The 21395-nt window shown below is 64.0% G+C and carries 21 protein-coding genes and 1 tRNA gene; 15 read left to right on the top strand and 7 right to left on the bottom strand.

Annotated features, from left to right (window positions below):
* The first annotated feature begins 19 nt into the window (after positions 1 to 19).
* From U6958_RS12545 to U6958_RS12510, 8 genes are all read left to right on the top strand, one after another.
* Positions 20 to 1852, top strand: a complete 1833-nt coding sequence (locus U6958_RS12545; protein WP_074924203.1) for a nitrite/sulfite reductase — start codon at positions 20 to 22, stop codon at positions 1850 to 1852.
* Positions 1853 to 1880: 28 nt separating this feature from the next.
* Positions 1881 to 2264: a DUF934 domain-containing protein gene (locus U6958_RS12540; RefSeq protein WP_017407096.1), complete on the top strand. Its 384-nt coding sequence runs from the start codon at positions 1881 to 1883 to the stop codon at positions 2262 to 2264.
* Position 2265: 1 nt separating this feature from the next.
* A complete protein-coding gene (locus U6958_RS12535) occupies positions 2266 to 3024 on the top strand; it encodes a phosphoadenylyl-sulfate reductase (protein ID WP_013801647.1) in 759 nt (252 codons plus the stop codon).
* Between the two features lie 40 nt (positions 3025 to 3064).
* Positions 3065 to 3997, top strand: coding sequence for a sulfate adenylyltransferase subunit CysD (cysD, locus tag U6958_RS12530; protein WP_016448348.1), 933 nt, complete (start codon positions 3065 to 3067; stop codon positions 3995 to 3997).
* Positions 3997 to 5364 carry a sulfate adenylyltransferase subunit 1 gene (locus U6958_RS12525; protein WP_016453316.1) on the top strand — a complete coding sequence of 456 codons (1368 nt, stop codon included), beginning with the start codon at positions 3997 to 3999 and terminating at the stop codon, positions 5362 to 5364. Before cysD ends, U6958_RS12525 begins: the two co-directional genes overlap by 1 nt.
* Before the next feature lie 165 nt (positions 5365 to 5529).
* Positions 5530 to 5859 carry a ferredoxin FdxA gene (gene fdxA / locus U6958_RS12520; protein WP_012206456.1) on the top strand — a complete coding sequence of 110 codons (330 nt, stop codon included), beginning with the start codon at positions 5530 to 5532 and terminating at the stop codon, positions 5857 to 5859.
* 13 nt (positions 5860 to 5872) lie between these two features.
* On the top strand, positions 5873 to 6925 hold the full coding sequence (locus tag U6958_RS12515) for an NAD(P)/FAD-dependent oxidoreductase (protein WP_074924206.1): 1053 nt from the start codon (positions 5873 to 5875) through the stop codon (positions 6923 to 6925).
* Positions 6926 to 6996: 71 nt separating this feature from the next.
* Positions 6997 to 7284, top strand: a complete 288-nt coding sequence (locus tag U6958_RS12510; RefSeq protein ID WP_016448351.1) for a hypothetical protein — start codon at positions 6997 to 6999, stop codon at positions 7282 to 7284.
* Between the two features lie 48 nt (positions 7285 to 7332).
* Here U6958_RS12510 and asd read toward each other — a convergent pair whose 3' ends face one another.
* Positions 7333 to 8187, bottom strand: a complete 855-nt coding sequence (gene asd / locus U6958_RS12505; RefSeq protein WP_026062786.1) for an archaetidylserine decarboxylase — start codon at positions 8185 to 8187, stop codon at positions 7333 to 7335.
* 452 nt (positions 8188 to 8639) lie between these two features.
* On the opposite strand from asd, the gene infA reads away from it, so the two are divergent.
* The gene (gene infA / locus U6958_RS12500; RefSeq protein ID WP_012206460.1) at positions 8640 to 8888 is read left to right on the top strand and encodes a translation initiation factor IF-1; all 249 of its coding nucleotides are present in this window, start codon (positions 8640 to 8642) and stop codon (positions 8886 to 8888) included.
* 60 nt (positions 8889 to 8948) lie between these two features.
* A tRNA-Pro gene (locus U6958_RS12495) sits at positions 8949 to 9025 on the top strand.
* Positions 9026 to 9118: 93 nt separating this feature from the next.
* On the opposite strand, the gene U6958_RS12490 is transcribed toward U6958_RS12495, so the two are convergent.
* Positions 9119 to 9772 (bottom strand): hemolysin III family protein, encoded by a 654-nt coding sequence (locus U6958_RS12490; RefSeq protein WP_074924208.1) that lies wholly within the window; start codon positions 9770 to 9772, stop codon positions 9119 to 9121.
* Positions 9773 to 9976: 204 nt separating this feature from the next.
* On the opposite strand from U6958_RS12490, the gene U6958_RS12485 reads away from it, so the two are divergent.
* Complete coding sequence (locus U6958_RS12485; RefSeq protein ID WP_047326841.1) at positions 9977 to 10396, top strand: CopG family transcriptional regulator; 420 nt, start codon at positions 9977 to 9979, stop codon at positions 10394 to 10396.
* 10 nt (positions 10397 to 10406) lie between these two features.
* The gene (locus U6958_RS12480; RefSeq protein WP_074924211.1) at positions 10407 to 11516 is read left to right on the top strand and encodes a PHB depolymerase family esterase; all 1110 of its coding nucleotides are present in this window, start codon (positions 10407 to 10409) and stop codon (positions 11514 to 11516) included.
* A gap of 169 nt (positions 11517 to 11685) precedes the next feature.
* Here the strand turns inward: U6958_RS12480 and U6958_RS12475 are convergent.
* Positions 11686 to 12869 (bottom strand): IS3 family transposase gene (locus U6958_RS12475; RefSeq protein ID WP_201266015.1). Its coding sequence is split into 2 segments (ribosomal slippage): positions 11686 to 12587 and positions 12587 to 12869, totalling 1185 coding nucleotides; the frame shifts between segments, so codons are not numbered across the junction.
* A gap of 571 nt (positions 12870 to 13440) precedes the next feature.
* Positions 13441 to 13728 (bottom strand): H-NS histone family protein, encoded by a 288-nt coding sequence (locus tag U6958_RS12470; protein ID WP_016449500.1) that lies wholly within the window; start codon positions 13726 to 13728, stop codon positions 13441 to 13443.
* A gap of 663 nt (positions 13729 to 14391) precedes the next feature.
* Here U6958_RS12470 and U6958_RS12465 point away from each other — a divergent pair.
* A complete protein-coding gene (locus U6958_RS12465) occupies positions 14392 to 14826 on the top strand; it encodes a YbaY family lipoprotein (RefSeq protein ID WP_016449501.1) in 435 nt (144 codons plus the stop codon).
* 71 nt (positions 14827 to 14897) lie between these two features.
* On the opposite strand, the gene U6958_RS12460 is transcribed toward U6958_RS12465, so the two are convergent.
* Entirely contained in the window at positions 14898 to 15521 is a 624-nt protein-coding gene (locus U6958_RS12460) for a glutathione S-transferase (protein ID WP_074923675.1), read from the bottom strand.
* Between the two features lie 101 nt (positions 15522 to 15622).
* Between U6958_RS12460 and U6958_RS12455 the strand changes: the two genes are divergently transcribed.
* Positions 15623 to 16087, top strand: a complete 465-nt coding sequence (locus U6958_RS12455) for a ribonuclease HI family protein (RefSeq protein ID WP_074923676.1) — start codon at positions 15623 to 15625, stop codon at positions 16085 to 16087.
* 17 nt (positions 16088 to 16104) lie between these two features.
* Here the strand turns inward: U6958_RS12455 and U6958_RS12450 are convergent, their stop codons facing one another.
* Entirely contained in the window at positions 16105 to 16431 is a 327-nt protein-coding gene (locus tag U6958_RS12450) for a lipopolysaccharide assembly protein LapB (RefSeq protein WP_016453324.1), read from the bottom strand.
* A gap of 610 nt (positions 16432 to 17041) precedes the next feature.
* Here U6958_RS12450 and U6958_RS12445 point away from each other — a divergent pair.
* Positions 17042 to 17290, top strand: a complete 249-nt coding sequence (locus U6958_RS12445) for a hypothetical protein (protein ID WP_143044680.1) — start codon at positions 17042 to 17044, stop codon at positions 17288 to 17290.
* A 102-nt stretch (positions 17291 to 17392) separates the two neighbouring features.
* On the opposite strand, the gene U6958_RS12440 is transcribed toward U6958_RS12445, so the two are convergent.
* Positions 17393 to 21214 (bottom strand): ExeM/NucH family extracellular endonuclease, encoded by a 3822-nt coding sequence (locus U6958_RS12440; protein WP_074923677.1) that lies wholly within the window; start codon positions 21212 to 21214, stop codon positions 17393 to 17395.
* Positions 21215 to 21395 lie beyond the last annotated feature (181 nt).

The following is a 21395-nucleotide window of genomic DNA, read 5'->3' as shown; positions in this document are numbered from 1 at the left end:
ACCCCACATCCGAAGCGCCATGTACCAATACACCGAATTCGACAAACAGTTCATCCGCCTGCGCGCCGAGCAGTTCCGTGACCAGCTCGAACGCTGGCAGGCCGGCAAGCTCTCGGAGGATGAGTTCAAGCCCCTGCGCCTGCAAAACGGCTGGTATGTGCAGCGCTACGCGCCCATGCTGCGCGTGGCCGTTCCCTATGGCGAGCTGTCCAGCGCCCAGCTGCGCGTGCTGGCCCGCGTGGCCCGCGAGTACGACCAGCCCGACGCCGCCCTGCTGGCCGAGGCCCGCGCCACCCAGGCCAAGCTGGGCGACATTCCCCTGCACGACGGCCGCCGCATCGGCTCCGACCTGAAGTTCGGCTACGGCCACTTCACCACGCGCACCAACGTGCAGTACAACTGGATTCCCCTGTCCAAGGCCGCCGACGTGATGGACCTGCTGGCCAGCGTGAACCTGCACGGCATCCAGACCAGCGGCAACTGCATCCGCAACATCAACAGCGACGCGCTGGCCGGCATTGCCATCGACGAGATCGCCGACCCCCGCCCCTTCACCGAAATCCTGCGCCAGTGGAGCACGCTGCACCCCGAGTTCAGCTTCCTGCCGCGCAAGTTCAAGGTCTCCATCAGCGGCGCCGAGGAAGACCGCGCCGCGCTGGGCTGGTACGACGTGGGCCTGCAGCTGCTCAAGAACGAGGCTGGCGAGCTGGGCTTCAAGGTGCGCGTGGGCGGCGGCATGGGCCGCACGCCCACCATCAGCCCGGTGCTGCGCGAGTTCCTGCCCTGGAACCAGCTGATGAACTACCTGGAAGCCGTGATCCGCGTCTACAACCGCTACGGCCGCCGCGACAACGCCTGGAAGGCGCGTATCAAGATCCTCGTGAAGTCCGAGGGCCAGAACTTCATCGACCAGGTCGATGAGGAATTCCGCCAGATCGTCGAGGTCGAGGGTGGCCCCCACACCATCACGCAAGCCGAGTACGACCGCGTGGCCGCCAATTTCCGCGAGCCCGAGCTGGACCTGTCGCCCGCCAATGCCGAGGCCGAGACCCTGGCCCTGCTGCGCACCGCCGCCGAGGAAGACAAGGACTTCGGCCGCTGGCTGACCAGCAATGTGCGCCCGCACCGCCACCCGCAACTGCGCGCCGTGCTGCTGTCGTTCAAGCGCCTGGGCTACGCGCCCGGCGACGCCACGGCAGACCAGATGGATGCCGCCGCCGCGCTGGCCGATCAGTTCTCGGCCGGCGAGATGCGCGTCACCCACGAGCAGAACCTGCTGCTGCCCTGGGTGCGCCGCGACCAGTTGCCCCAGCTGTACAAGGCGGCCAAGGCCCTGGGCCTGGCCAAGCCCAACATCGGCCTGCTGACCGACATGATCGCCTGCCCCGGCGGCGACTTCTGCTCGCTGGCCAATGCACGCTCCCTGCCCATTGCCGAGGCCATCACCGAGCGCTACCAGGACCTGGACGAGCTGTGGGACCTGGGCGAGATCGACCTGCACATCAGCGGCTGCATCAACAGCTGCGGTCACCACCACAGCGGCCACATCGGCATCCTGGGCGTGGACAAGGACGGCAAGGAGTGGTACCAGATCACGCTGGGCGGCGCCGACGGCTCCCACCTGTCCGGCCCGGCCACGCCCGGCAAGATCATCGGCCCCTCGTTCAGCGCCGCCGAAGTGCCCGGCGTGATCGAGGCCCTGCTGGCCACCTACCGCGAACAGCGCCAAAGCGAAGGCGGCCGTTTCGAGACCTTCATCGCCACCGTGCGCCGCGTGGGCATCGAACCGTTCAAGGCCGCCGGCAATGCAGCCCGCCACCCCGCCAAGCACACCGAGGAAGCGGCCGCCTGACCCCAGGTGAGAGCCGCAGGAGATCCCCATGAAAATCATCGCCGCCCACGAGCACCAAAGCCCGGCCGAAGGCCAGCAGACTGTCATCGCCCCGGCCAATGACGCCGACCCCTTCACGCTGGACCTGACCGGCGTGCAGCGCATCGACCTCAACTTTCCCAAGTTCACCGACGGCCGCGCCTTCAGCCAGGCCCGCCTGCTGCGCAAGCGCCTGGGCTTCCAGGGAGAAATCCGCGCCACGGGCGACGTGCTGATCGACCAGTTGGTGCAGATGCAGCGCTGCGGCTTCGACGTGGCCGTGCTGCGCGAAGGCGTGGACATCTCCGATGCCCAGCGCCAGCTGGAACGCTTCCACGGCTTCTACCAGGGTGATGCCGTCCATCCCGAGCCCCACTTCGTCAAGGCAGCCTGACATGGGTGCGCAAAGCTTTCTGTCGCGACAGGCATCGGCCAAGGCCACCGAGGTCAACGGCCGAGCCAGCAGCGGCTTTGCCGACAAGCTGGCCGCCACCGAGGCCTTGCTGCGCGAGGCAGCGGCGCTGGGCGCCGAGGCCGTGACGCAGGCCTCCAGCCTGGGCGCCGAGGATGTGGTGATCACCGACATCATCCACCGCCTGGGCCTGGACATCCCCGTCTTCGTGCTGGACACCGGCGCGCTGCACACCGAGACCCTGGCCCTGCTGGAGCGCACCCAGTCGCTGCCCGGCCTGAGCGTCAAGGTCTACCGGCCGCAGCTCGAATCGGTGATCCACTTCATCCGCGACAACGGCCAGGACGCCATGTACCGCAGCATCGAGCTGCGCAAGGCCTGCTGCGGCGTGCGCAAGATGGAGCCGCTGGCGCGCGCGCTGGCCGGCAAGAGCGCCTGGATCACGGGCCTGCGCCGCGAGCAGTCCAATGCCCGCGCCGACGTGCCCGCCGTAGACCGCAGCGAGGTCGAGACCAAGGGCCTGACCAAGTTCAACCCGCTGACCGACTGGACCCAGGGCGATGTCTGGCACTACATCGCCAGCCATGGCGTGGACTACAACCCGCTGCACGACCAGTTCTATCCCAGCATCGGCTGCGCACCCTGCACGCGCGCCGTCAGCCTTGGCGAAGACTTCCGCGCCGGCCGCTGGTGGTGGGAGGACGAAGCGGCCAAGGAATGCGGGCTGCACGCCAAGAAGTGAAACGACAGCGTTTGACACCGATTTGATTGGAAACCAAGAAATGAACGCCCGTGTGGACACCTCCGTGCTGAGCCATCTCAGCAACCGCCACCTCGACGCCCTTGAAGAGGAAACCATCTTCGTGCTGCGCGAAGTGGCCGCCGCCTTCGAGCGCCCCGCCCTGCTGTTTTCGGGCGGCAAGGACTCGCTGGTCATGCTGCGCTGCGCCGAAAAGGCCTTCGGCAAGGGCCGCATCCCCTACCCGCTGCTGATGATCGACACCGGCCACAACTTCCCGGAAGTGACCGATTTCCGCGACCTGCGCGCCAAGGAGCTCGGCGCCGAACTCATCGTGCGCAGCGTCGAGGACTCCATGGCACGCGGCACCGTGCGCCTGGCCCATCCGGGCGAAAGCCGCAACGTCCACCAGTCGGTGACGCTGCTGGAGGCCATCGATGAATTCCGCTTCGACGCCCTGATCGGCGGCGCGCGCCGCGACGAGGAAAAGGCCCGCGCCAAGGAACGCATCTTCAGCCACCGCGACAGCTTCGGCCAATGGCAGCCCAAGGCACAGCGCCCCGAACTGTGGACGCTGTTCAACACGCGTCTGGCCCCCGGCGAGCACTTCCGCGTGTTCCCCATCAGCAACTGGACCGAACTCGACGTGTGGCAATACATCGAGCGCGAGCAGATCGCCCTGCCCAGCATCTACTACACGCACAAGCGCGAAGTGGTGGAACGCCGCGGCCTGCTGGTGCCCGTGACCGAACTCACACCGCCGCGCGACGGCGAGGAAGTCGTGGTGCGCGACGTGCGCTTTCGCACCGTGGGCGACATCACCTGCACCTGCCCCGTGGAAAGCGATGCCGCCACGGCGGCCGACATCGTGCTCGAAACCCTGGCCGCCGATGTCAGCGAGCGCGGCGCCACGCGCATGGACGACAAGACCAGCGAAGCCTCCATGGAAAAGCGCAAGAAGGACGGATATTTCTGATGACCACCGCAAGCATTGCCGCCGGCGCAGCCGTTGCGGATTCCCCCGCCACCGAGGCCTCCAACGCCTCGGCCCTGCGCTTCATCACCTGCGGCTCCGTCGACGACGGCAAGAGCACGCTGATCGGCCGCCTGCTGGTGGACACGCGTGCCGTGCTCCAGGACCAGCTCGCCGGCGTCACCAAGAGCGGCGAGACCGACCTGGCGCTGCTGACCGACGGCCTGTCGGCCGAGCGCGAGCAGGGCATCACCATCGACGTGGCCTACCGCTACTTCGCCACCGAAAGCCGCAAGTTCATCATCGGCGACGCGCCGGGCCATGAGCAGTACACGCGCAACATGGTCACCGCCGCCAGCAGCGCCGACGCCGCCGTGGTGCTGGTCGATGCCACCAAGCTCGACTGGAAGAACCCGCAGCTCACCCTGCTGCCGCAGACGCGCCGCCACAGCCTGCTGGCCCACCTGCTGCGCGTGCATTCGCTGGTGTTTGCCGTCAACAAGCTCGACGCCGTCGAAGACCCGCAACTGGCCTTCGTCCACATCCGTGGCGCGCTGCAGCGCTTCACGGCCGAGGCCGGCATCGCCTCCGCGGCCACCGTGCCCGTCTCGGCCCTCAAGGGCTTCAACGTGGTCAACGCCGAGCCCGGCTGGGCCGGCTACGACGGTCCCAGCCTGCTGCAACTGCTGGAGCAGTTGCCCAACACGCCGACCGACACCGGCCTGGCGCTGGCCTTCCCGGTGCAGTGGGTGGAGAAATTCTCGTCCTCGGCCGATACCAGCCAGGGCCGCCGCGTGTTCTGGGGCCGCGTGGCCGCAGGCCGCGCACGCGTGGGCGACGCCGTGCAGATCCTGCCCAGCGGCCAGCAAGCCGTGATTGCCCAGGTGCTGGACCATGCCCGCGTTCCCGGCTCCATCGACGCGGGCCTGTCGGCCGGCATCACGCTGGACCGCGAGGTCGATGTCTCGCGCGGCGACTGGATCGTCGCCGCCCCGGTGGCTGCGGCAGCAGTGGCAGACGACGACTTCGATGCCCCCGGGACACAGCCGGCATGGCCCAGCCAGCGCGAGCTGACCGCCACCGTGGCCTGGATGGACGAGCAGCCGCTGGTCCCCGGCCGCACCTACCTGGCGCTGCACGGCCACCGCTGGATCAAGGCCAAGGCCCGCCGCGTGGTGCACCGCCTGAACATCCACACGCTGGCCCAGGAAGAGGCCACCCAGCTGGAGCCCAACGCCATCGGCCGCGTGGAGCTGCTGCTGCAGGAAAGCATTCCCGCGGCGCCCTTCGCCCAGGCCCGCCAGCTGGGTGCGCTGATCCTCGTGGACACGGCCAGCCACGCTACCGCAGGCGCTGCACTGCTGGATTGAGCAACTGGACAGTCCCGCTTCGCGAGCCGGCACATGCCGGCTCGTGGGCTTTCAGAAAACCGCAGCAGTCCGCGCCAGAATCTCTTGCATGTGCAGGACCGTGTTCCGAAAAATTCTAGAATCCCGGGTTGATACCGACATTCACACCGCAAATAAAAGACTCCCATGACTCACGTCGTCACCGAAAACTGCATCAAGTGCAAATACACAGATTGTGTGGATGTCTGCCCCGTGGACTGCTTCCGCGAAGGCCCCAACTTCCTCGTGATCGATCCTGACGAGTGCATCGATTGCGCCGTGTGCATTCCCGAATGCCCGGCCAATGCCATCTTTGCCGAGGAAGACGTCCCCGCCGACCAGCTCGCCTTCATCAAGCTCAATGCCGAGCTGTCGCTGGAAAAGGGCTGGAAGAGCATCACCAAGCGCAAGGCCTCGCTGCCCGACGCCGACGACTGGAACGGCAAGCCCGGCAAGCTGGACCAGCTCGAACGCTGAAGCCGCGCAGCCCATGCAAGACACCTCCGGCGCGCACCCGATCCAGACCGATGCCCTCGTCATAGGCGCAGGCCCGGCGGGCCTGTTCCAGGTGTTCCAGCTGGGGCTGCAAGGCATCCGCTGCCATGTCGTCGATGCCCTGCCCCATGTGGGCGGGCAGTGCGCGCAGCTGTACGGCGACAAGCCCATCTACGACATTCCCGGCATTCCGGTGTGCACGGGCCATGAACTGGTCCAGTTGCTGCAGCGGCAGGTCGCGCCCATGGACGCGCAACTGCACCTTTCCCAGCAGGTCGCCCAGCTGCAGCGCATGGACGATGGCCGCTGGCTGGCGCAGACCTCGCAAGGCCTTGAACTGCATGCGCGCAGCGTCTTCATCGCGGCTGGCGTGGGCGCCTTTGTGCCCAAGGCGCTGAAGGTGCCCGGCGTGGAGCTGCTGGCTGCAGGCCAGCTCCACTACCATCCCGCCGATCTGGACATGGTGCGCGGCCGGACCGCCATCGTCCACGGTGGCGACGAAGAGGCCGTGGCCGCGGCCATTGCCTGCGCCGACAAGGCCCAGACCACCTGCCTGCTCTACCGCCGCGACGCCTTCCAGGCTTCGGCGCCATTGCTGGAGCGCCTGCAGGAGCTGCGCGACAGCGGCGCCATCCGCGTGGTGATCGGCCAGATCACGCAACTGCATGCCGACTCAGGCCTGCTGCGTGCCGTGCAGTGGATGGATGGCGAAGGGCAGGAGCATGAACTGGCGGCGCAGCAACTGGTCGTCTGCCTGGGCATCTCCCCCCGCCTGGGCCCGGTCGCCGAATGGGGCCTGGCCATGGAGCGCAAGCAGCTGCTGGTGAACCCTGCAACCCAGGCCACCGATGCGCCAGGCATCTATGCGATTGGCGACATCGTCAGCTACCCGGGCAAGCACAAGCTGATCCTGTGCGGCTTCCACGAAGCCACCATGGCGGCCTTTGCCGCCGCCGAGTACCTGCAGGGCGAGAAACCGCTGCTGCAGTACACGACGACCAGCGCACGGCTGCACGCCATCCTCGGCGTTTCCCATCCGGACGCCTGAGCTTGGTGTTCGCCGCCCGGCGACCCTACAGTTCGGCGCGGCAGTGCCGATAAGGTGGGCAGCGTCCACTCATGCACATCAAGCCTATGGTTGCCACTCTAGAAGCCCCTCCCAGCACTGCCGTCGCGCCACCGGCCGATCCGCGCAGCTTCACCTTCCAGATGCCGCTGTTCCGCCCGGGCACGCAGGTCACACAGAACGGGAAGGCCGAGAAGGTCAGCCACGTCATACTGCGCCGCCGTGAACTGATGGTCTATCTGGTCGGCCATGAAGACCCCGTCAGGCCAGAGCGGCTGAGCATCGCACCCTCGATGTTCACCACACAGCGGCGCCCTGAAGCCTTGAGCTGGATTCTTTGACAGGAAACCGGGCCTGGGCCCGGTTTTTCATCGACGATCCTTCGAGACTCAGGCCTCGCCGCGCCCGGCCATCTTCTGGCCCAGGCGCACGGGCGCGGCATGTGTCCACTGCGCGTTGAAGCGCAGCCCTGCCGATGCGGGAAACAGCATGACGACGGTGGAGCCCAGCTGGAAGCGCCCCATTTCCTCGCCCTGGCCCAGGACGATGGACTGGTCGTCGTAGCGCCAGTCCTGGATGCGACCGGGCCGCGGCGGATTGACGATGCCGTGCCACACCGTTCCCATGCTGCCCACGATGGTGGCCCCCACCAGCACCAGCACCATGGGACCGTGGTCCGTATCGAAGACGCAGACCACGCGCTCGTTGCGCGCAAACAGGCCCGGCACGCCGCGCGCCGTGACCGGATTGACCGAGAACAGTTCGCCGGGCACATAAATCATCCGACGCAACCGGCCGGCACAGGGCATGTGGATGCGGTGATAGTCGCGCGGGCTCAGGTAAATGGTGGCGAAATGCCCGTTGTCGAACTGCCGCGCCAGCTGCGCATCGCCGCCGACCAGCGCCGTGGCGCTGTAGCTGTGCCCCTTGGCCTGGAAGATCTGCTCGCCCTCGATGGCGCCGATCTGGCTGATGGCGCCATCCACAGGACAGACCCAGTCAGCCGAAGCCAGCGGCCGCACACCGGGCTTGAGCGCCCGCGTGAAGAACTCGTTGAAGCTGGCATAGGCCGCAGGATCGGAATCGGCCGCCTCCGACATGTCCACGCCATAGCGTGCAATGAAGCGACGGATGACTGCCGTGGTCAGGTCACCCGCACGCGCCTGGGCCAGGCGCCCCATGACGGCAGTCAGCGCCTGCTTGGGCAAAAGATACTGGGAGAGAACGGCAAGTCGATCAGACATCGAGGTTTTGCTATAAAAGTAATAGAAGCTGTGGGCGGATTCTAGCCAACCCGCGACCATCGCCCCTCCTCGGCTACCGCGGCCTTCAACCCTGGCCGGACCGCCCCAAAGCCTCGCACACGTTTTTCGAGGCCATCTCATCACACGCGGATGACAAAAGCCTCGCCGTCCCAGCACGAATCCGACCTGTGTTTTGCGTACGATGGCCGCTTTGAGCACCGCCCGCACGGCGACGAATACAACACTGTAGAATCAGGAAGTTTAGGTGTTGCCGGGCTTCGTCTTTGCGACACCGTTGTGACCTGGTCCTCTGTCCGGTCTGCGCCTTTTGCGCAGAACATCCACAGCCTTTTCAGCCTGACCACGTACCCCATGTTCTGTGGGCCAGGCAAGGTTTTCGTGGTTCCGACAAATGAGTGCCGCAACCGACCCAGACCTAAGAGATTGAACACATGGCCAAAGAAGAACTGATTGAAATGCAAGGCTCCGTCACGGAAGTCCTGCCTGACTCTCGCTTTCGTGTGACGCTGGAAAACGGACACCAGCTGATCGCCTACACCGGCGGCAAGATGCGCAAGCACCATATCCGCATCCTGGCTGGCGACAAGGTATCGCTGGAGATGTCGCCCTACGACCTCACCAAGGGCCGCATCACCTTCCGCCACCTGGCCAACCGTGGCCCCGGCCCTGGATCGCGTTGAACAGAAAATTCGCACATTGCGAAAATACCCATTTTTTTGACGCTACAATAGCGTTTTAGTCGGAGCGTAGCGCAGCCTGGTAGCGCATCTGCTTTGGGAGCAGAGGGTCGCGAGTTCGAATCCCGCCGCTCCGACCAAATGATTCAAGCCCCTGGTTCGAAAGAGCCAGGGGCTTTTGTCTAACAGAATCCAAAGCGTCCAACGCAGCGCCGCCAGCACGAGCCCTCGCTTCAGGCCAGCAAACCGACCACCGCGACGGTATGGCAGGCGCTGCCGGCAACCACGAACAGGTGCCAGATGCCATGCGAATGGCGCATGCTCGAAAGGCTTCGGTAGAACACCGTTCCTGCCGAATAGAGCAGTCCGCCCGCGAGCAGCCAGGCCAGGGTCTGCGCACCGTGGCGCAAGGCCATCGGCACCGCGCCCCCCAAGCTGAGCCAGCCAAGGCTGATGTACAGGGACAGGTGCGGCGGCGAATCGAAACCAAGTGCACGTATCGCGCCCTGCAATGCGAGCGCCCATACACCGGCAAGCAAGGACCAAGCCCACAAGCCAGAGGGCGCCATCAAGGCAAAAGGCGTGTGGCTGCCGGCAATCAGCAGGTAGATGCAGGCGTGGTCGACGCGCTGCCAAAAACGCTTGCGTGCCCCGGTGCAGCCATGAAAGAGGGCCGAGGCACCGAACAGCGCCGCCAGAGAGAGGCCAAACACCACAGAGCCCGCAATCTTGCGCGCATCGCCGCCGGCCACCGTTTCGCAGATGAGGCCCACATTGGCCACCACGCCCACGAGCAGGGCTGCCAGATGACTCCAGGTATTGAACCGCTCGCCGGGCTGGCACCAAACGCTCGTGCCGCTCGGCAAGCCTGCCTGCAAGTCTGGCATGAAGCCTCCTGTCGCATGACCAAGGAACGCCGGACGCCGTGCCCGGCTCCGCCACCTTACGGCTCAGACGTGACAGGGCAATGATTGCAACTCACACGCTGCAGCGCCGTCCGTCGGATACCCCACGACGCGCCGAGTCAAATTGCAACGCCAGGCCTTGAAACCATCCCCAAACCATCCACATGGATGGCATAAGGATGTTCCATGGCCGAAAACACAACCACCTCCAACCCTCGCGTGAGCGAATCCGAGAAGCTCACCATCAATCTGGGCTATGTCGACCTGGGCCAGATCGACCTGCTGGTCGCCGAAGGCTTCTACGCCAACCGCAGCGATTTCATCCGCACAGCGATACGCAATCACCTGCGCAGCCATGCGGACGCGGTGCAACAGGTCGTCGCCCGCAAGATGCTGGTCCTTGGGATGCAGCATTTCTCCCAGGCCGATCTCATGCGGGTGCATGCTGCCGGGGAAAAGCTGCAGATCCGCGTGTTGGGCCTGGCCAGCATCGCGCAGGACGTGCCTGCGCAGCTTGCCGCCGAAACCATCGAATCCATCACGGTGCTGGGAGCGCTCCAGGCCAGCCCCGCCGTTCGTGCCGCTCTGGCCGGCCGCATTACCTGAGAACCATTCCATGAAACAGCTTTTTCAAGACATGCTGGGCGAGGCGACACGCCTGACGCGCACCGGCCATCTGCTGGAAGCCACCGAGCTGATTCAGCGCACGCTGCGAGGCCAAAGTGCGCCCACACCCCACGACAAGCCAGCCGCAACCAGTCATCGGGATGCAGGCTGGATCGTCGATGCCGAAGCCCGCTTCATCGACGATGCTCCCGAACTCGCCGTGCCTGTGGGCACATCGCAGGCAGGCACCTCCAGCGACGAGCAATGGCTGCTCGGCAGCTACTCTCACGGAGGCCGGCAGCTGGCCTATCGGCTGTACGTGCCGCCAAGCAGTGCCCTCGAAGCGGGACCTCGCCCGCTCATCCTCATGCTGCACGGCTGCACCCAAGGGCCGCAAGACTTCGCCGCCGGCACGCGCATGAATGACCAGGCGCGCAGCGCTGGCGTACTGGTGCTCTATCCCGAACAAACACAGCATGCAAACTCGCAAAGGTGCTGGAACTGGTTCAAGGCCCAGCACCAGCAACGGGGCCGAGGCGAGCCCGCACTGCTGGCAGGCCTCACGCGCCAGGTGATGGCCGACCATGGCGCGGACGCATCGCGGGTCTATGTCGCCGGACTTTCGGCCGGAGGTGCAATGGCGGACATATTGGGACGCACCTATCCCGAGCTGTTCGCCGCCGTGGGCGTGCATTCGGGCCTGGCCGCCGGTGCCGCGTCTAATCTGCCCTCAGCCCTCGAGGCGATGCGAAGAGGCGCAGCATCTGGCTCGGCCAGCGGCCCCAGCGTGTGTCCAGTGATCGTGTTTCATGGTGACGCGGACACCACGGTACATCACGACAACGGTGCGGCCGTCGTGCATGCTGCACGCAGCGCGCAAAGCCCCACAGGCGCACCTCGCGTCAGCCAGGGCCATGCGCCGAACCGCCAACGGTTCACCCGCTCTGCCTATATCGCAGCCGATGGCAGTACCGCCATCGAGCACTGGCAGCTGCATGGCGCAGGCCACGCCTGGTCCGGCGGCAGCGCTGCGGGCAGCTACACCGCGCCGGGAGGAATCGACGCCAGCGCCGAGATGCTGCGCTTTTTCCTTTCGCACCAGCGTGCGCGCAACTGCTGATTCGGCGCCGCTGCTCGCATTCGCCAACCACATGATTTCAAAGGCTCACAAGGGTTAGGAATGGTTGAGCATGGGCCTATTACTCCGGAAGAGCAGGCTCAGCAATAAATGGGCTGGCCAGGACTGTCGTGGTCAAGTCTTTTCGGACATTCCGATAGGGGATGTTCGTTCAAGCTGAGTGAGCTGCCAACGCCTGCTGCATCTCGTAGTCATTGGGTGACTGGTATCCCAGCGTGGAGTGCAACCTGATAGGGTTGTAGAAGCCCACGATGTAGTCCGCGATGTCCGCCTGGGCCTCAGCATGGTTTGCATAGTCGCGCTGCCAGACACGCTCCATCTTCAAGTTCAGGAAGAATCTCTCCATCACTGCGTTGTCCCAGCAGTTGCCCTTGCGACTCATGCTGCACACCAGGCCATGGCTCTCCAGCAACCCCATGTGCAGTTCGCTGGCGTACTGACTGCCTCGGTCCGAATGAACCAGCAATCCTGGCTTGGGGCGGCGGCTTGTGATGGCCATGCGCAGCGCCTCGCACACCAGCTGTGCTGGCATGCTCGGGGCCATGGCCCAGCCCACTACTTTTCTGGAGAACAGGTCCAGCACCACCGCCAGATAGAGCCAGCCACTGCGTGTGCGAACGTAGGTGATGTCGCTGGCCCATGTCTGGTTGGGCTTTTCAGGTTTGAACTGGCGCTGCAGCACATTGTCTGCAACAGGCAAGCCATGGCGGCTGTCGGTGGTGTGCGTGAACTTGCGCCGCCAGCGTGCTCGCAGTCCGTGCGCGGCCATCAAAGTGCGTGCTTTGTAGCGCCCAACAGCCCAGCCTTGCAATTTCAGCTGTGCACTCAGGCGGCGACTGCCGTAGCTGCTCCCACTGGCATGGAAGACTGCTTTGGCCTGAAGGCTCAGTGGGCTCACTGCAGCCTTTGTGGTGGCGCGCTTGCGCGCCGCGTACCAGCCCGAGCGGCTCATGCCCAACACCCTGCACCACTGGCTTACTGGGGCCTTCTGCGCCTGTGCTTGCGCACTCATCAGGTCCTGAATCATTTCATTTCCCGGGCGAAGAAGGCCGACGCTTTTTTTAGGAGTTCATTGTCCGATTGCAGTTGCCTGACCTGCGACTCCAATTGCCGAATGCGTTGCTGCTCGGCCGTCAACGGCTTGCCAATACCCGGACGTCCGGCCGCCTCTTCGTCGTACTGCGCCAGCCAGCGGCGCACCGCGCTGTCAACCAGATCCAGATCCTTGCTGACCTGAGCCACGCTCAGATTCTGTTCTCGGACCATCTTGACCACTTGTAGCTTGAAGGCTGCGTCAAACGCCCTGCGCGCTCTTTTGTCTTTCATGTTCGTCATTTCCTCTGGGGTCTATGGGCCCCTATCGAGGTGTCCTATTTCATTGGACCATGACAGACAGCAAAAGGGCCCCCAGGGCCCTTTTTTGCCTGCATGGAGTCAAGCTGCCTCGAAAGGCATGGGAAATCACCGCGAGGCACAAGAGACAAGGCAGCCATATGCAATTCACGATGGGTCGAAAGCTCTGCCAGATGAGATAAGCACAGCCCTGACCATTTCGGAAGCTGGAATACAGGAGCCTTGTCCATGCTGGAGACCTTGATAAATCCGGGCTACGCCTGCGAAGGATATGCAGTGAAAGCCAGGCAGGACGTACAGGATTTCCTTGGAGGCCTGGCCTGCAGGCCCGCATGGCAGCAGATGCTGCGCAGTAATGCGCGGTGGACGCACTGCCAGCGCCAGCGGCATGGTCCGCGAGAGATACCTTTACCGCGCTCTTCCACATGTCCAGCTCGGTCTGGGAGACCTTCGAGCAAGACAGCGCTCAGTCGCCCTTTCCCGGACAGCTGCCGGCCGATCGAACCCACACGGGGACCCACAAAAGAAAAGGCCCGCGACTGCGGGCCCTTGATCAGATCTCGAAAGCGGTTCGGTCCGCTGCGTCCTTGATCCAGCCGGGAGGCTTGCCCCGGCCGGTCCATGTTGCGCCAGTGGACGGATCACGGTACTTGGCCACACCTGTGCCAGCAGGAGACTTGCGCTTACCGGTAGCAAACACGTCTTCCTGGGTCAACTGGAACTGCTGGACCAGTTCACGGACCTTGGCGATGGCACCGCCTTTTTCGGCTTTGAGGACCTCGGCAATTCGAGCCTCGATCTCGGCCTTTTGCTGAAGGAGAGTCTTGTAATCAGATGTCATGGCTTTTTCTTTGGATGCATGCTAGCAAAAACGCATTCTATTCAAAAAATGCTCCGCGCCCCAAAGCACCAGCTTTCCACCGCCGTGTGCTGGGACAGAGAAGCCCTTCCGCGCGGCACGCCACAGCCGTGGAGCGAGGCTCCGTGGCCGACGCGGCGGCTGCCCAGATCAATCGCTGCCGCACCTCTGCACACTTGCGCACACCTCTTCGCGCCAAGGAGTCAGCCCCTTGGGCAGCAATGACTTGCCCTCGGCTGCCGCGATGTGGAATGTGGAGATAGTTGCCCCGGCACGTCAAAAGAAACGGTGCTCTCCCCTGCGGCGAGCGATGGCAAAAGCAAGAACGATTCACCGCCCAAAGAGGAGCGGCGGATTGATGAGAAGTAAAGCAAATAGATCGGGACGCTTGACCCATCGCTCTTGGCATGGCACAGGCTTCGAACGATGCAGCCCCCTCCGAAACCCTGTGGACTGCCTGGCAGCGTCCTTCATGCGCCGGCGCGACCTGAGCTTTCACACGCCCGTCGCCCTGGCTGGCAACCCGACCGCAGATCGGCGTATGCGACTTTGGGAAATGGCAGCAGCCTCTGTGGAACCCGTTCCTACAGCCCTCCAGAATGCGCCAAGCCAGACTGGGACCTTTCCAATCAAGAAGGAATTCCCATGAATCCCAACATCCTCCAGCGCCGCACCTCTCTCGCCATCGTGATGGCCGCCGCACTTTTGGGCGCATGTGCCCAGTCCCAGCCCTCGCCCAACGCGCCGGTCACCGCCGTCATGGGCACGGTCGATCTGAGAGAGCCCATGCCGCTCCCGTCCGATGCCGTGCTGGTTGTGGAGCTGCAGGACACCTCTCGCGCCGATGCCGCCGCCCCCGTGATATCTCAGCAATCCGTGCGGCTTGAAGGCCTCAAGCCCCCGTTCAGCTACAAGCTGCCCGTGGAGCCCAATCGTCTCAATCCTGCGGCGCAATATACGGTGACCTCACGTATCACCCAGGGCAACCAGCTCATCTTCACCAATGACACCGTCCACCCGGTCCTGACCCGTGGAGCAGGCCCGAAGGCCGATATGGTGCTGGTGCGGGTTGCCCCCTGACCTTCCCTAAAAAGACAAAGCCCGCAGGACATTCCGGCGGGCTTTTTCGCGCAGAGGGCACCAGGCGGCCATCAAGGCATGCCGTTGGCACCATGCGTGCGAAAGCCTGGGCGCTCGCAAAGCCGCTCATAGTACGCACGGACTGCGGGCAAGTCAGGGCGCTCCATCGGGGCAGACAGCCAGCGGTGGGCAGACAGGCCCAGCACGATGTCGGCAAGGGTGAGTTGCGCGCCTGCAGCAAAGGCGCCTGTGCGCGACAGTTGCTCCTCCAGTATGCGCATGTGGCAATGCCAGTTCGCCATGCTGCTGGCCAGCAGCGCAGGATCCTGATGCTCCGGACTGTTTCTCACCAATCCCATGAAGGCATAGCGCCAGGAGTTGTTCAGTTCGGTCGCCTGCCAGTCCATCCATTGCTCGACGCGTGCGCGCTCTGCGGGTGCTGCAGGCAGCAGGTCATGCCGAGCCTGGCGCGCGGCAAGATAGCGGCAAATGGTGTTGGACTCCCACAGCACCAGCGCCCCATCAAGCAGCACGGGAACCATGGCATTCGGGTTGAGTGCAAGAAATCCCGGCTCCTGCGTTGACCGATGGCCCGAACCCCACTCTTCCTGTTCGAACGAGACTCCCAGCTCCACGCAAAGCCACAGCACCTTGCGCACATTGATGGACGATGACTTTCCCAGAATCCTGATCATTCGCAGCCTTCTTCGGTTTCGGTGATTTGCAATCCTGCATTGTCCCGTCCAATCCGATGAGGAATGCGGTCAGATTCCCACTGCTGCCGCATGATGCAGACATGCATCTGGAACAGCCGTCATCCCGCCGAAACCACTCTGGCCCTTCTCCGACCGACACAGACCTGTGGACTGCATACATCGATGCAAGCGCACTGCCCAACCCGGGTCGCATGGCCTTCGGAGCCGTCATCACGGCGCCCGACGGAACACGGCAGCTTCTGTCCCAGGTCTGCCCCGACCAAGGCTGCAACAACGAAGCCGAGCTGCGGGCCTTGATGGCTGTGCTGCAGACCCTGCTAGGCCTGCAGGCTCGCCGGCTGGCCATCTTCACGGACAGCAGCGTCCTGGTAGAGCAGTTGGCGCCATCGCCCCGCCCCACCAGGCCCATCGTGCGGCTGGCCGACCTTTTCGATCAGGCCCGCGCCATGCTGGCCGAGTTCGAGCATGTGCAACTGCGCTGGATTCCTCGTCACCGCAACACCGAGGCCGACGCGCTGGCCAGAGCGGCCCTTTTGCAGCCGTGACCCCGCGCTTGCCGCACTCAGGCGGACTGCTGCCTGTCCAGCCGCTTGAGGAACACACCAATCTCCTTGACGACCTGGGCATCTCCCTTTTCCTGCGCACAGGCCAACCCCGTGCTCCACGCCTGCCGAGCCCCCGAAGCATCGTCCAGCGCCAGCAATGCCCGGCCCAGAAGCTTCCATGCCACCGAATAGCCGGGATCGAGTTCAGTGGCGCGCTGCAGGTGCGAGTGCGCCACAGCAGGCGCATCGCCATCAAGATACGCCTTGCCCAACGTGCAGCGCATCAAAGCCGAGTCCTTGCCGGACGCCAGGAGGCCCTCGAGCCTTTGCGTCATTTCGTTCATGGTTTCATCCTTTGGTGGCAATGCATGTTCTCGATCCAGCTGAAATTGCGGTCATGCTACAATCTCGCGGTTGTCTGCGCAGACAATGCTGTATCTCACGCCGGCGCGTCGTGCACTACGACGAAAAAAACAACGGTGACAGCCGCAGAGACGTTCTGCCGTAAAACGATGGTCGCGTAAGAGCCATCGTCCACATCACCCGCAAAAAGCCCGCTTTCAAGCGGGCTTTTTGCATTCCCACTGCATGGCTGGTCTCACGATGGCGTGTGAAAAACAGGATTTACGACTCAGTTGCATGCAACTTCACCCGAGTTAGCTCCGTCAAGCACCTTGTTTCAATTTACACTTGACAACCAGGAAGGACCGGAGGCGCCAGACGCCAGCGCTCTCATTTCAAACTCTTAGCATGTGTCCTTCTTGGATTGATCGCATGGAACGCTCCATTCAGCGCCCCGGCCGCCTCCGCAGCCGGGGCGTTTTTTCTTGACGACGATCGCTCAGGCGCCCTGGCAACAACCGAAACGGGCACAAAGGCAAGTTTTTTCTCAATTCCAGAGAAAAGCACAGGTTTATTTGAGAATGATTCTTGTTTGCGTATATGATTCAACCCATGCCGCAGCATTCATGGTGTTGCAGCAGTTCAGTTTCATCGTGGGGCGACTCGTCAGGCCAGTTCAGCCTGCAGTCGTTTTTGCCAGCCAGCGGTATGCCGGTTAGCCAGGCTCTTTTTTTAAAGCACGATCATTTCTGGATATTCAATGCATCAGTTGCACTGAGCAGCGTCCACAGCAGGCGCTTTTTCTTCGCCTCAACACTGCCATCGCGCACCGGCCTGCGACTGCACGCCAAATTTCTCTGAACTCCATCGCATCCAGGCAATGCCCTGGCTGCAGATTTCCTTCGCGCAATGCAACAGGCCCGGCCCGCGCCAAGTGCAAGCCGGGCCTTTTCTATTGCCGGATCAGGAGCCGCGACGGCGCAAACGGATGGCCAGCCCGCCCATCATCAGACTCAGCAGAGCCACAGCCCATTCGCTCAGTGAAGGAATCGCCGCTGGCGTGCTGCCGCCGACCGCCGCAGCAGGCACAACCAGTGCAGAGGGATCTTCCACCCGGCCGTTGGCCACCAGATCGTCATCACCCAGGCCACCATCGCGCAGCACGAAGGAGACGACGCGCCCCTGCAGCGTTGCCGGTATCCGATACCAGTGCTGCGTGGCGTTGTCGCTTGTGCGCCCCCACTTCCAGTACTCGGCACCGCTGGGCAGATCACTGGGATAGGTCAGCTTGACAGTCACGAGCGCACCCGCATCACAGCCATCGGTATTCAGCTTCAGCAGTCCGTGGGGCACCACAGCCCCCGGACGCGGTGTGCCAGGCGCCGCCATGACCTGAGGCGGCTCGGCCAGGCGGCAGTTGATACCGCCGCCGGCGACTTCGCCCGATACCGCCATCTGGCCCGACCCGGTGATGTTGAAGCGGTTGGCCTGGTCCACAGGACCTGCAGCAGCCGCCAGCAACGGATAGCTGGCAGTCACAGGCGCATGGACCCCATCGCTCACGCTCAGTTGCAAGCTGGCCGAACCGGCCACCGATGCCAGATAGACGGCGGAGCGAAATTGCTCCGACACCTGAGCGGGGCTGCCGCGCAACTGTATGCCCGGCTGCGCGGCATCGGCGTCCTCCAGTCCAAGCACCTGCCCGTTGCTGGCAACAATGGACAGCGTCACGACAGGGCTGTCGGCATCTGCCACCTGCACATCGGCCAGATCGGCCGCCTGGCCAACCACCACGGATTGCGCATTGGCGGGCAAGCCACTGAGCGATGGCGCCTGCCCACCGAAATTCAGACCCAGCAAAATCGGATTGTGGTCGCTGGAACGATAGGCCGTCGGCGCATAGAAGCTGGCCTGCTGGTCCAGCGACTTGTACTCGAGGTTGTAGTCCAGGACTTCAGGCTCCTCGGCATTGATGGCCCACTTGACCGCGCGCCCCACGCTCGGCTGCAGGCTGGCACTTACCAGCACATGGTCCAGCGAGCCCCACATTCCATCGAACGCATAGGACAGGCCCTGAGACACCTTGGCGTAGCCGCCATCCTCCAGCGCCTTGATGGGGTCCTCCTTCGAGTACGCATTGAAATCCCCGACCAGCACCACATGCGGGCTGGTCGTGCCTGTGGGCCGGGTTGCCAGCCAACTGCTCAGTTGCTCGGACGTCTTCACACGCGCGGCGTTGTTGGCGCCCTGGCCGTCAAGCGCGTCTGCATTGCCCGGGCTGCTGAGCACACTGCCCTTGGATTTGAAGTGATTCACCACCAGCGTGAACTGCTCCGTGCTGCCGCCTACCGCAAAAGTCTGTGCAATCGGTACGCGGGCGCCGCCTACGCCTGGGTTGAAGGCGTCGTAGGTGGTGACGCTGGGTGCCGCTGCGCTGCCCACCGGTGTGACACGATCGCTGCGATAGAGGATGGCCACGGTGATCGCATCCGTGCCAGCACCCGCCACCGTACCTGAAGCCTCGCTGAAAGGCGCCTTGACCACTGCATATACGGCGCCGGCAGGCTTGTCCGCACTCGCGTTCAAGGCGTCGGCCAGATCCTGGATGGCGCTGCCCGGGCCAAAGCCGTTGTTCTGCACCTCCATCAGGCCGTACACATCGGCGCCCAGCCCCAGCAGATTGGCCACGATCTTGGCGCGCTGCCTGTCCAGCTCGGCAATGCTGTTGGCACCACGAATGCCCTGCTGATTGCCCAGGGGCGTGCTGAACATCACCTGGGAAGAGCCGCTGGTGGCGCCCGTCAGGTTGAAGAAATTGAGCACGTTGGCCGAGGCAATCTTGAGCGATGCCGCCCCCACAGCCTGCTGCAACTGAGCAGCCGAGGGACGCGCCGCCCCCGAGAACTGCGGCGTCTGCGTGGGCTGTACGCGGTAGCTGGTCAGATACGGCTCGCTGGCAGCTGCATCCGAGAACTGATCGAGCACGCCGATGACACGGTCCACGCCATCGCCGGCACGCAGCGTGTTGGAGGCCGACAGAGACTGTCCACCGCGGCCCGGCACAGAGGCGGGATTCTGTGCGCCCGAGCGATCATCCAGAATGATCTGGCTGCGCTGCAATGTCTGCACATAGGCAGCATAGCCCGTCACGCTGGGCGCATTGAGTTCGGTGTACTGCGCCAGCGGCGCGTCGGCAGACAGCGTGACATTGCCGTAGCGGCCCAGCGTGCGGTTGTCGCTCACCACCAGCTTTCCGCCCGCAGTGGCGGACGCGACCTCCACACGCATCCCCTCCAGACGCTCCCACTGCCCCATGTCGCTGACAGGCAGCGTGACGCGCACGGGCTCCGGCAAGGCGGCCGCGCCACGGACCACGAAGTCCGTGACGGCGCTGAGCTGGGTCTGGTTGCGAAACTCGCTCACCGAGGCGGAGACCTGCACCAGCTTGCCTACCGTGCCCTCATCCACCCCGGGATTCGCATTGCCGTAATAGACGAAGACGCCCTCCGAGGTGGCAGCATCGCCATCGGAATCCGCCGCCTCTTCCTGCACGAAGAAGCCGCTCAACCCTGGCATATAGGCCGTTACCACGGCGCTCACTGTCACCTTCTGCCCCACCAGGGGAGACTGGTCGCCGGAACCCTGGAGTGCAGAAATTCTGGTGATGGGCGGCTCGTCCCCCGTCGTGAAGCCCAGCGCCGTGCCGGTCCACACATTGCCCGAGGTATCCAACACCGGCTCGCCCACGGGAACCAGGCTGTAGGACGTATTGACCGCCAGCCGCACACCGGCGTTGAGCGTGATGGTCGAGCCACTGAATTTCACCTGCGCCGCATCGCCAGCCTGCAGCATTGCCACCACGGTGCTGCCCTGGCGCAGTTCGAAGCTGCCGCTACCGGGTTTCACCGCCTCATCAAAGCTCAGCTTGATTTCGGGATTCAGCGCCACCCCGGTTGCCGCCGCAGCAGGAATGGTGGCCTGCACTGTGGGTGGCGTGGTATCGGGCAGTGCCAGGGCGATGGAGACATCGTCAACGGCCAGGCCGTGATCGTTGCCCACATCATTGAGTTCGACCCAACGCAGCCACAACGTGGCGCCTGGCGCCCAGCCCAGACCGCGCAGATCGCCGCCCACATCATTCACCCGTCCGGCCACATTGCCATCCACCGGGGCGGCAGTACCGGTAGCGATCGGCGATTTCCAATTGAAATTCGCACCGGCAGGCAGCCATTCAGGCACATCGGCAAAGGTCGCGCCCATGCCGTACTCCAGCTCCATGGGCTGCTCGGAGGTGTTGCCGCCATTGCGCCATTGCTCGCCACTGAATCGCAGGCTGATCCCATCCACCGCGCCGCCCGTGTCATTGCGCATCGCCAGTGCAATCCAGCCGGCCACGGCACCCTGGGAGGGGCTGCCAAAGTAAGCTCCACCCGATGCCACGCCACCCAATGCACGGTCCGCATCCAGCCCCAGGCTGTAGAAGCTGCCGGCATTGGACGCGCCATTGCCTGCCGCATATGCAGTGATGGCCGCCAGGCTCCTGTTAAAGAGAAACCAGCCCGGCAGGGTGCTGTCATTGGCCCAGGCCAGCCCCGCCCCGGACGCGGCCAGGGTGTCGAAATTCTGCGCATAGGTGCCAGTGAAAGGAACCTGCGCCCATACGCCGGCGGAGGCCGAAAGAAGCAGGCCTGCACCATACAGACGCCAACGATGGCGCTGCAGCGGCGGACTCATCGGATTGGCCGGGTTGAACACAAACGGAATCAGCGTGCGGGCAATGGACATGGATGTGCAATAAAAAAATAATGCGCATCCCCCCGTGGTTGCGCAACTTTCGGTTTATCGCGCATGGACATGACCAGCCTGTGACTCGGCGGATGCTCCCGCGTCCTACGCGCAGACTGGCCGCTCACCCATCTGCCACTCCCCACACGGCATGCATCATTGCACCCAGTTTCTGAATCGT

The organism is Delftia lacustris (assembly GCF_040267515.1).
Taxonomy (GTDB): domain Bacteria; phylum Pseudomonadota; class Gammaproteobacteria; order Burkholderiales; family Burkholderiaceae_C; genus Comamonas; species Comamonas tsuruhatensis.
This window is presented reverse-complemented; position numbering and strand designations above follow the sequence as displayed.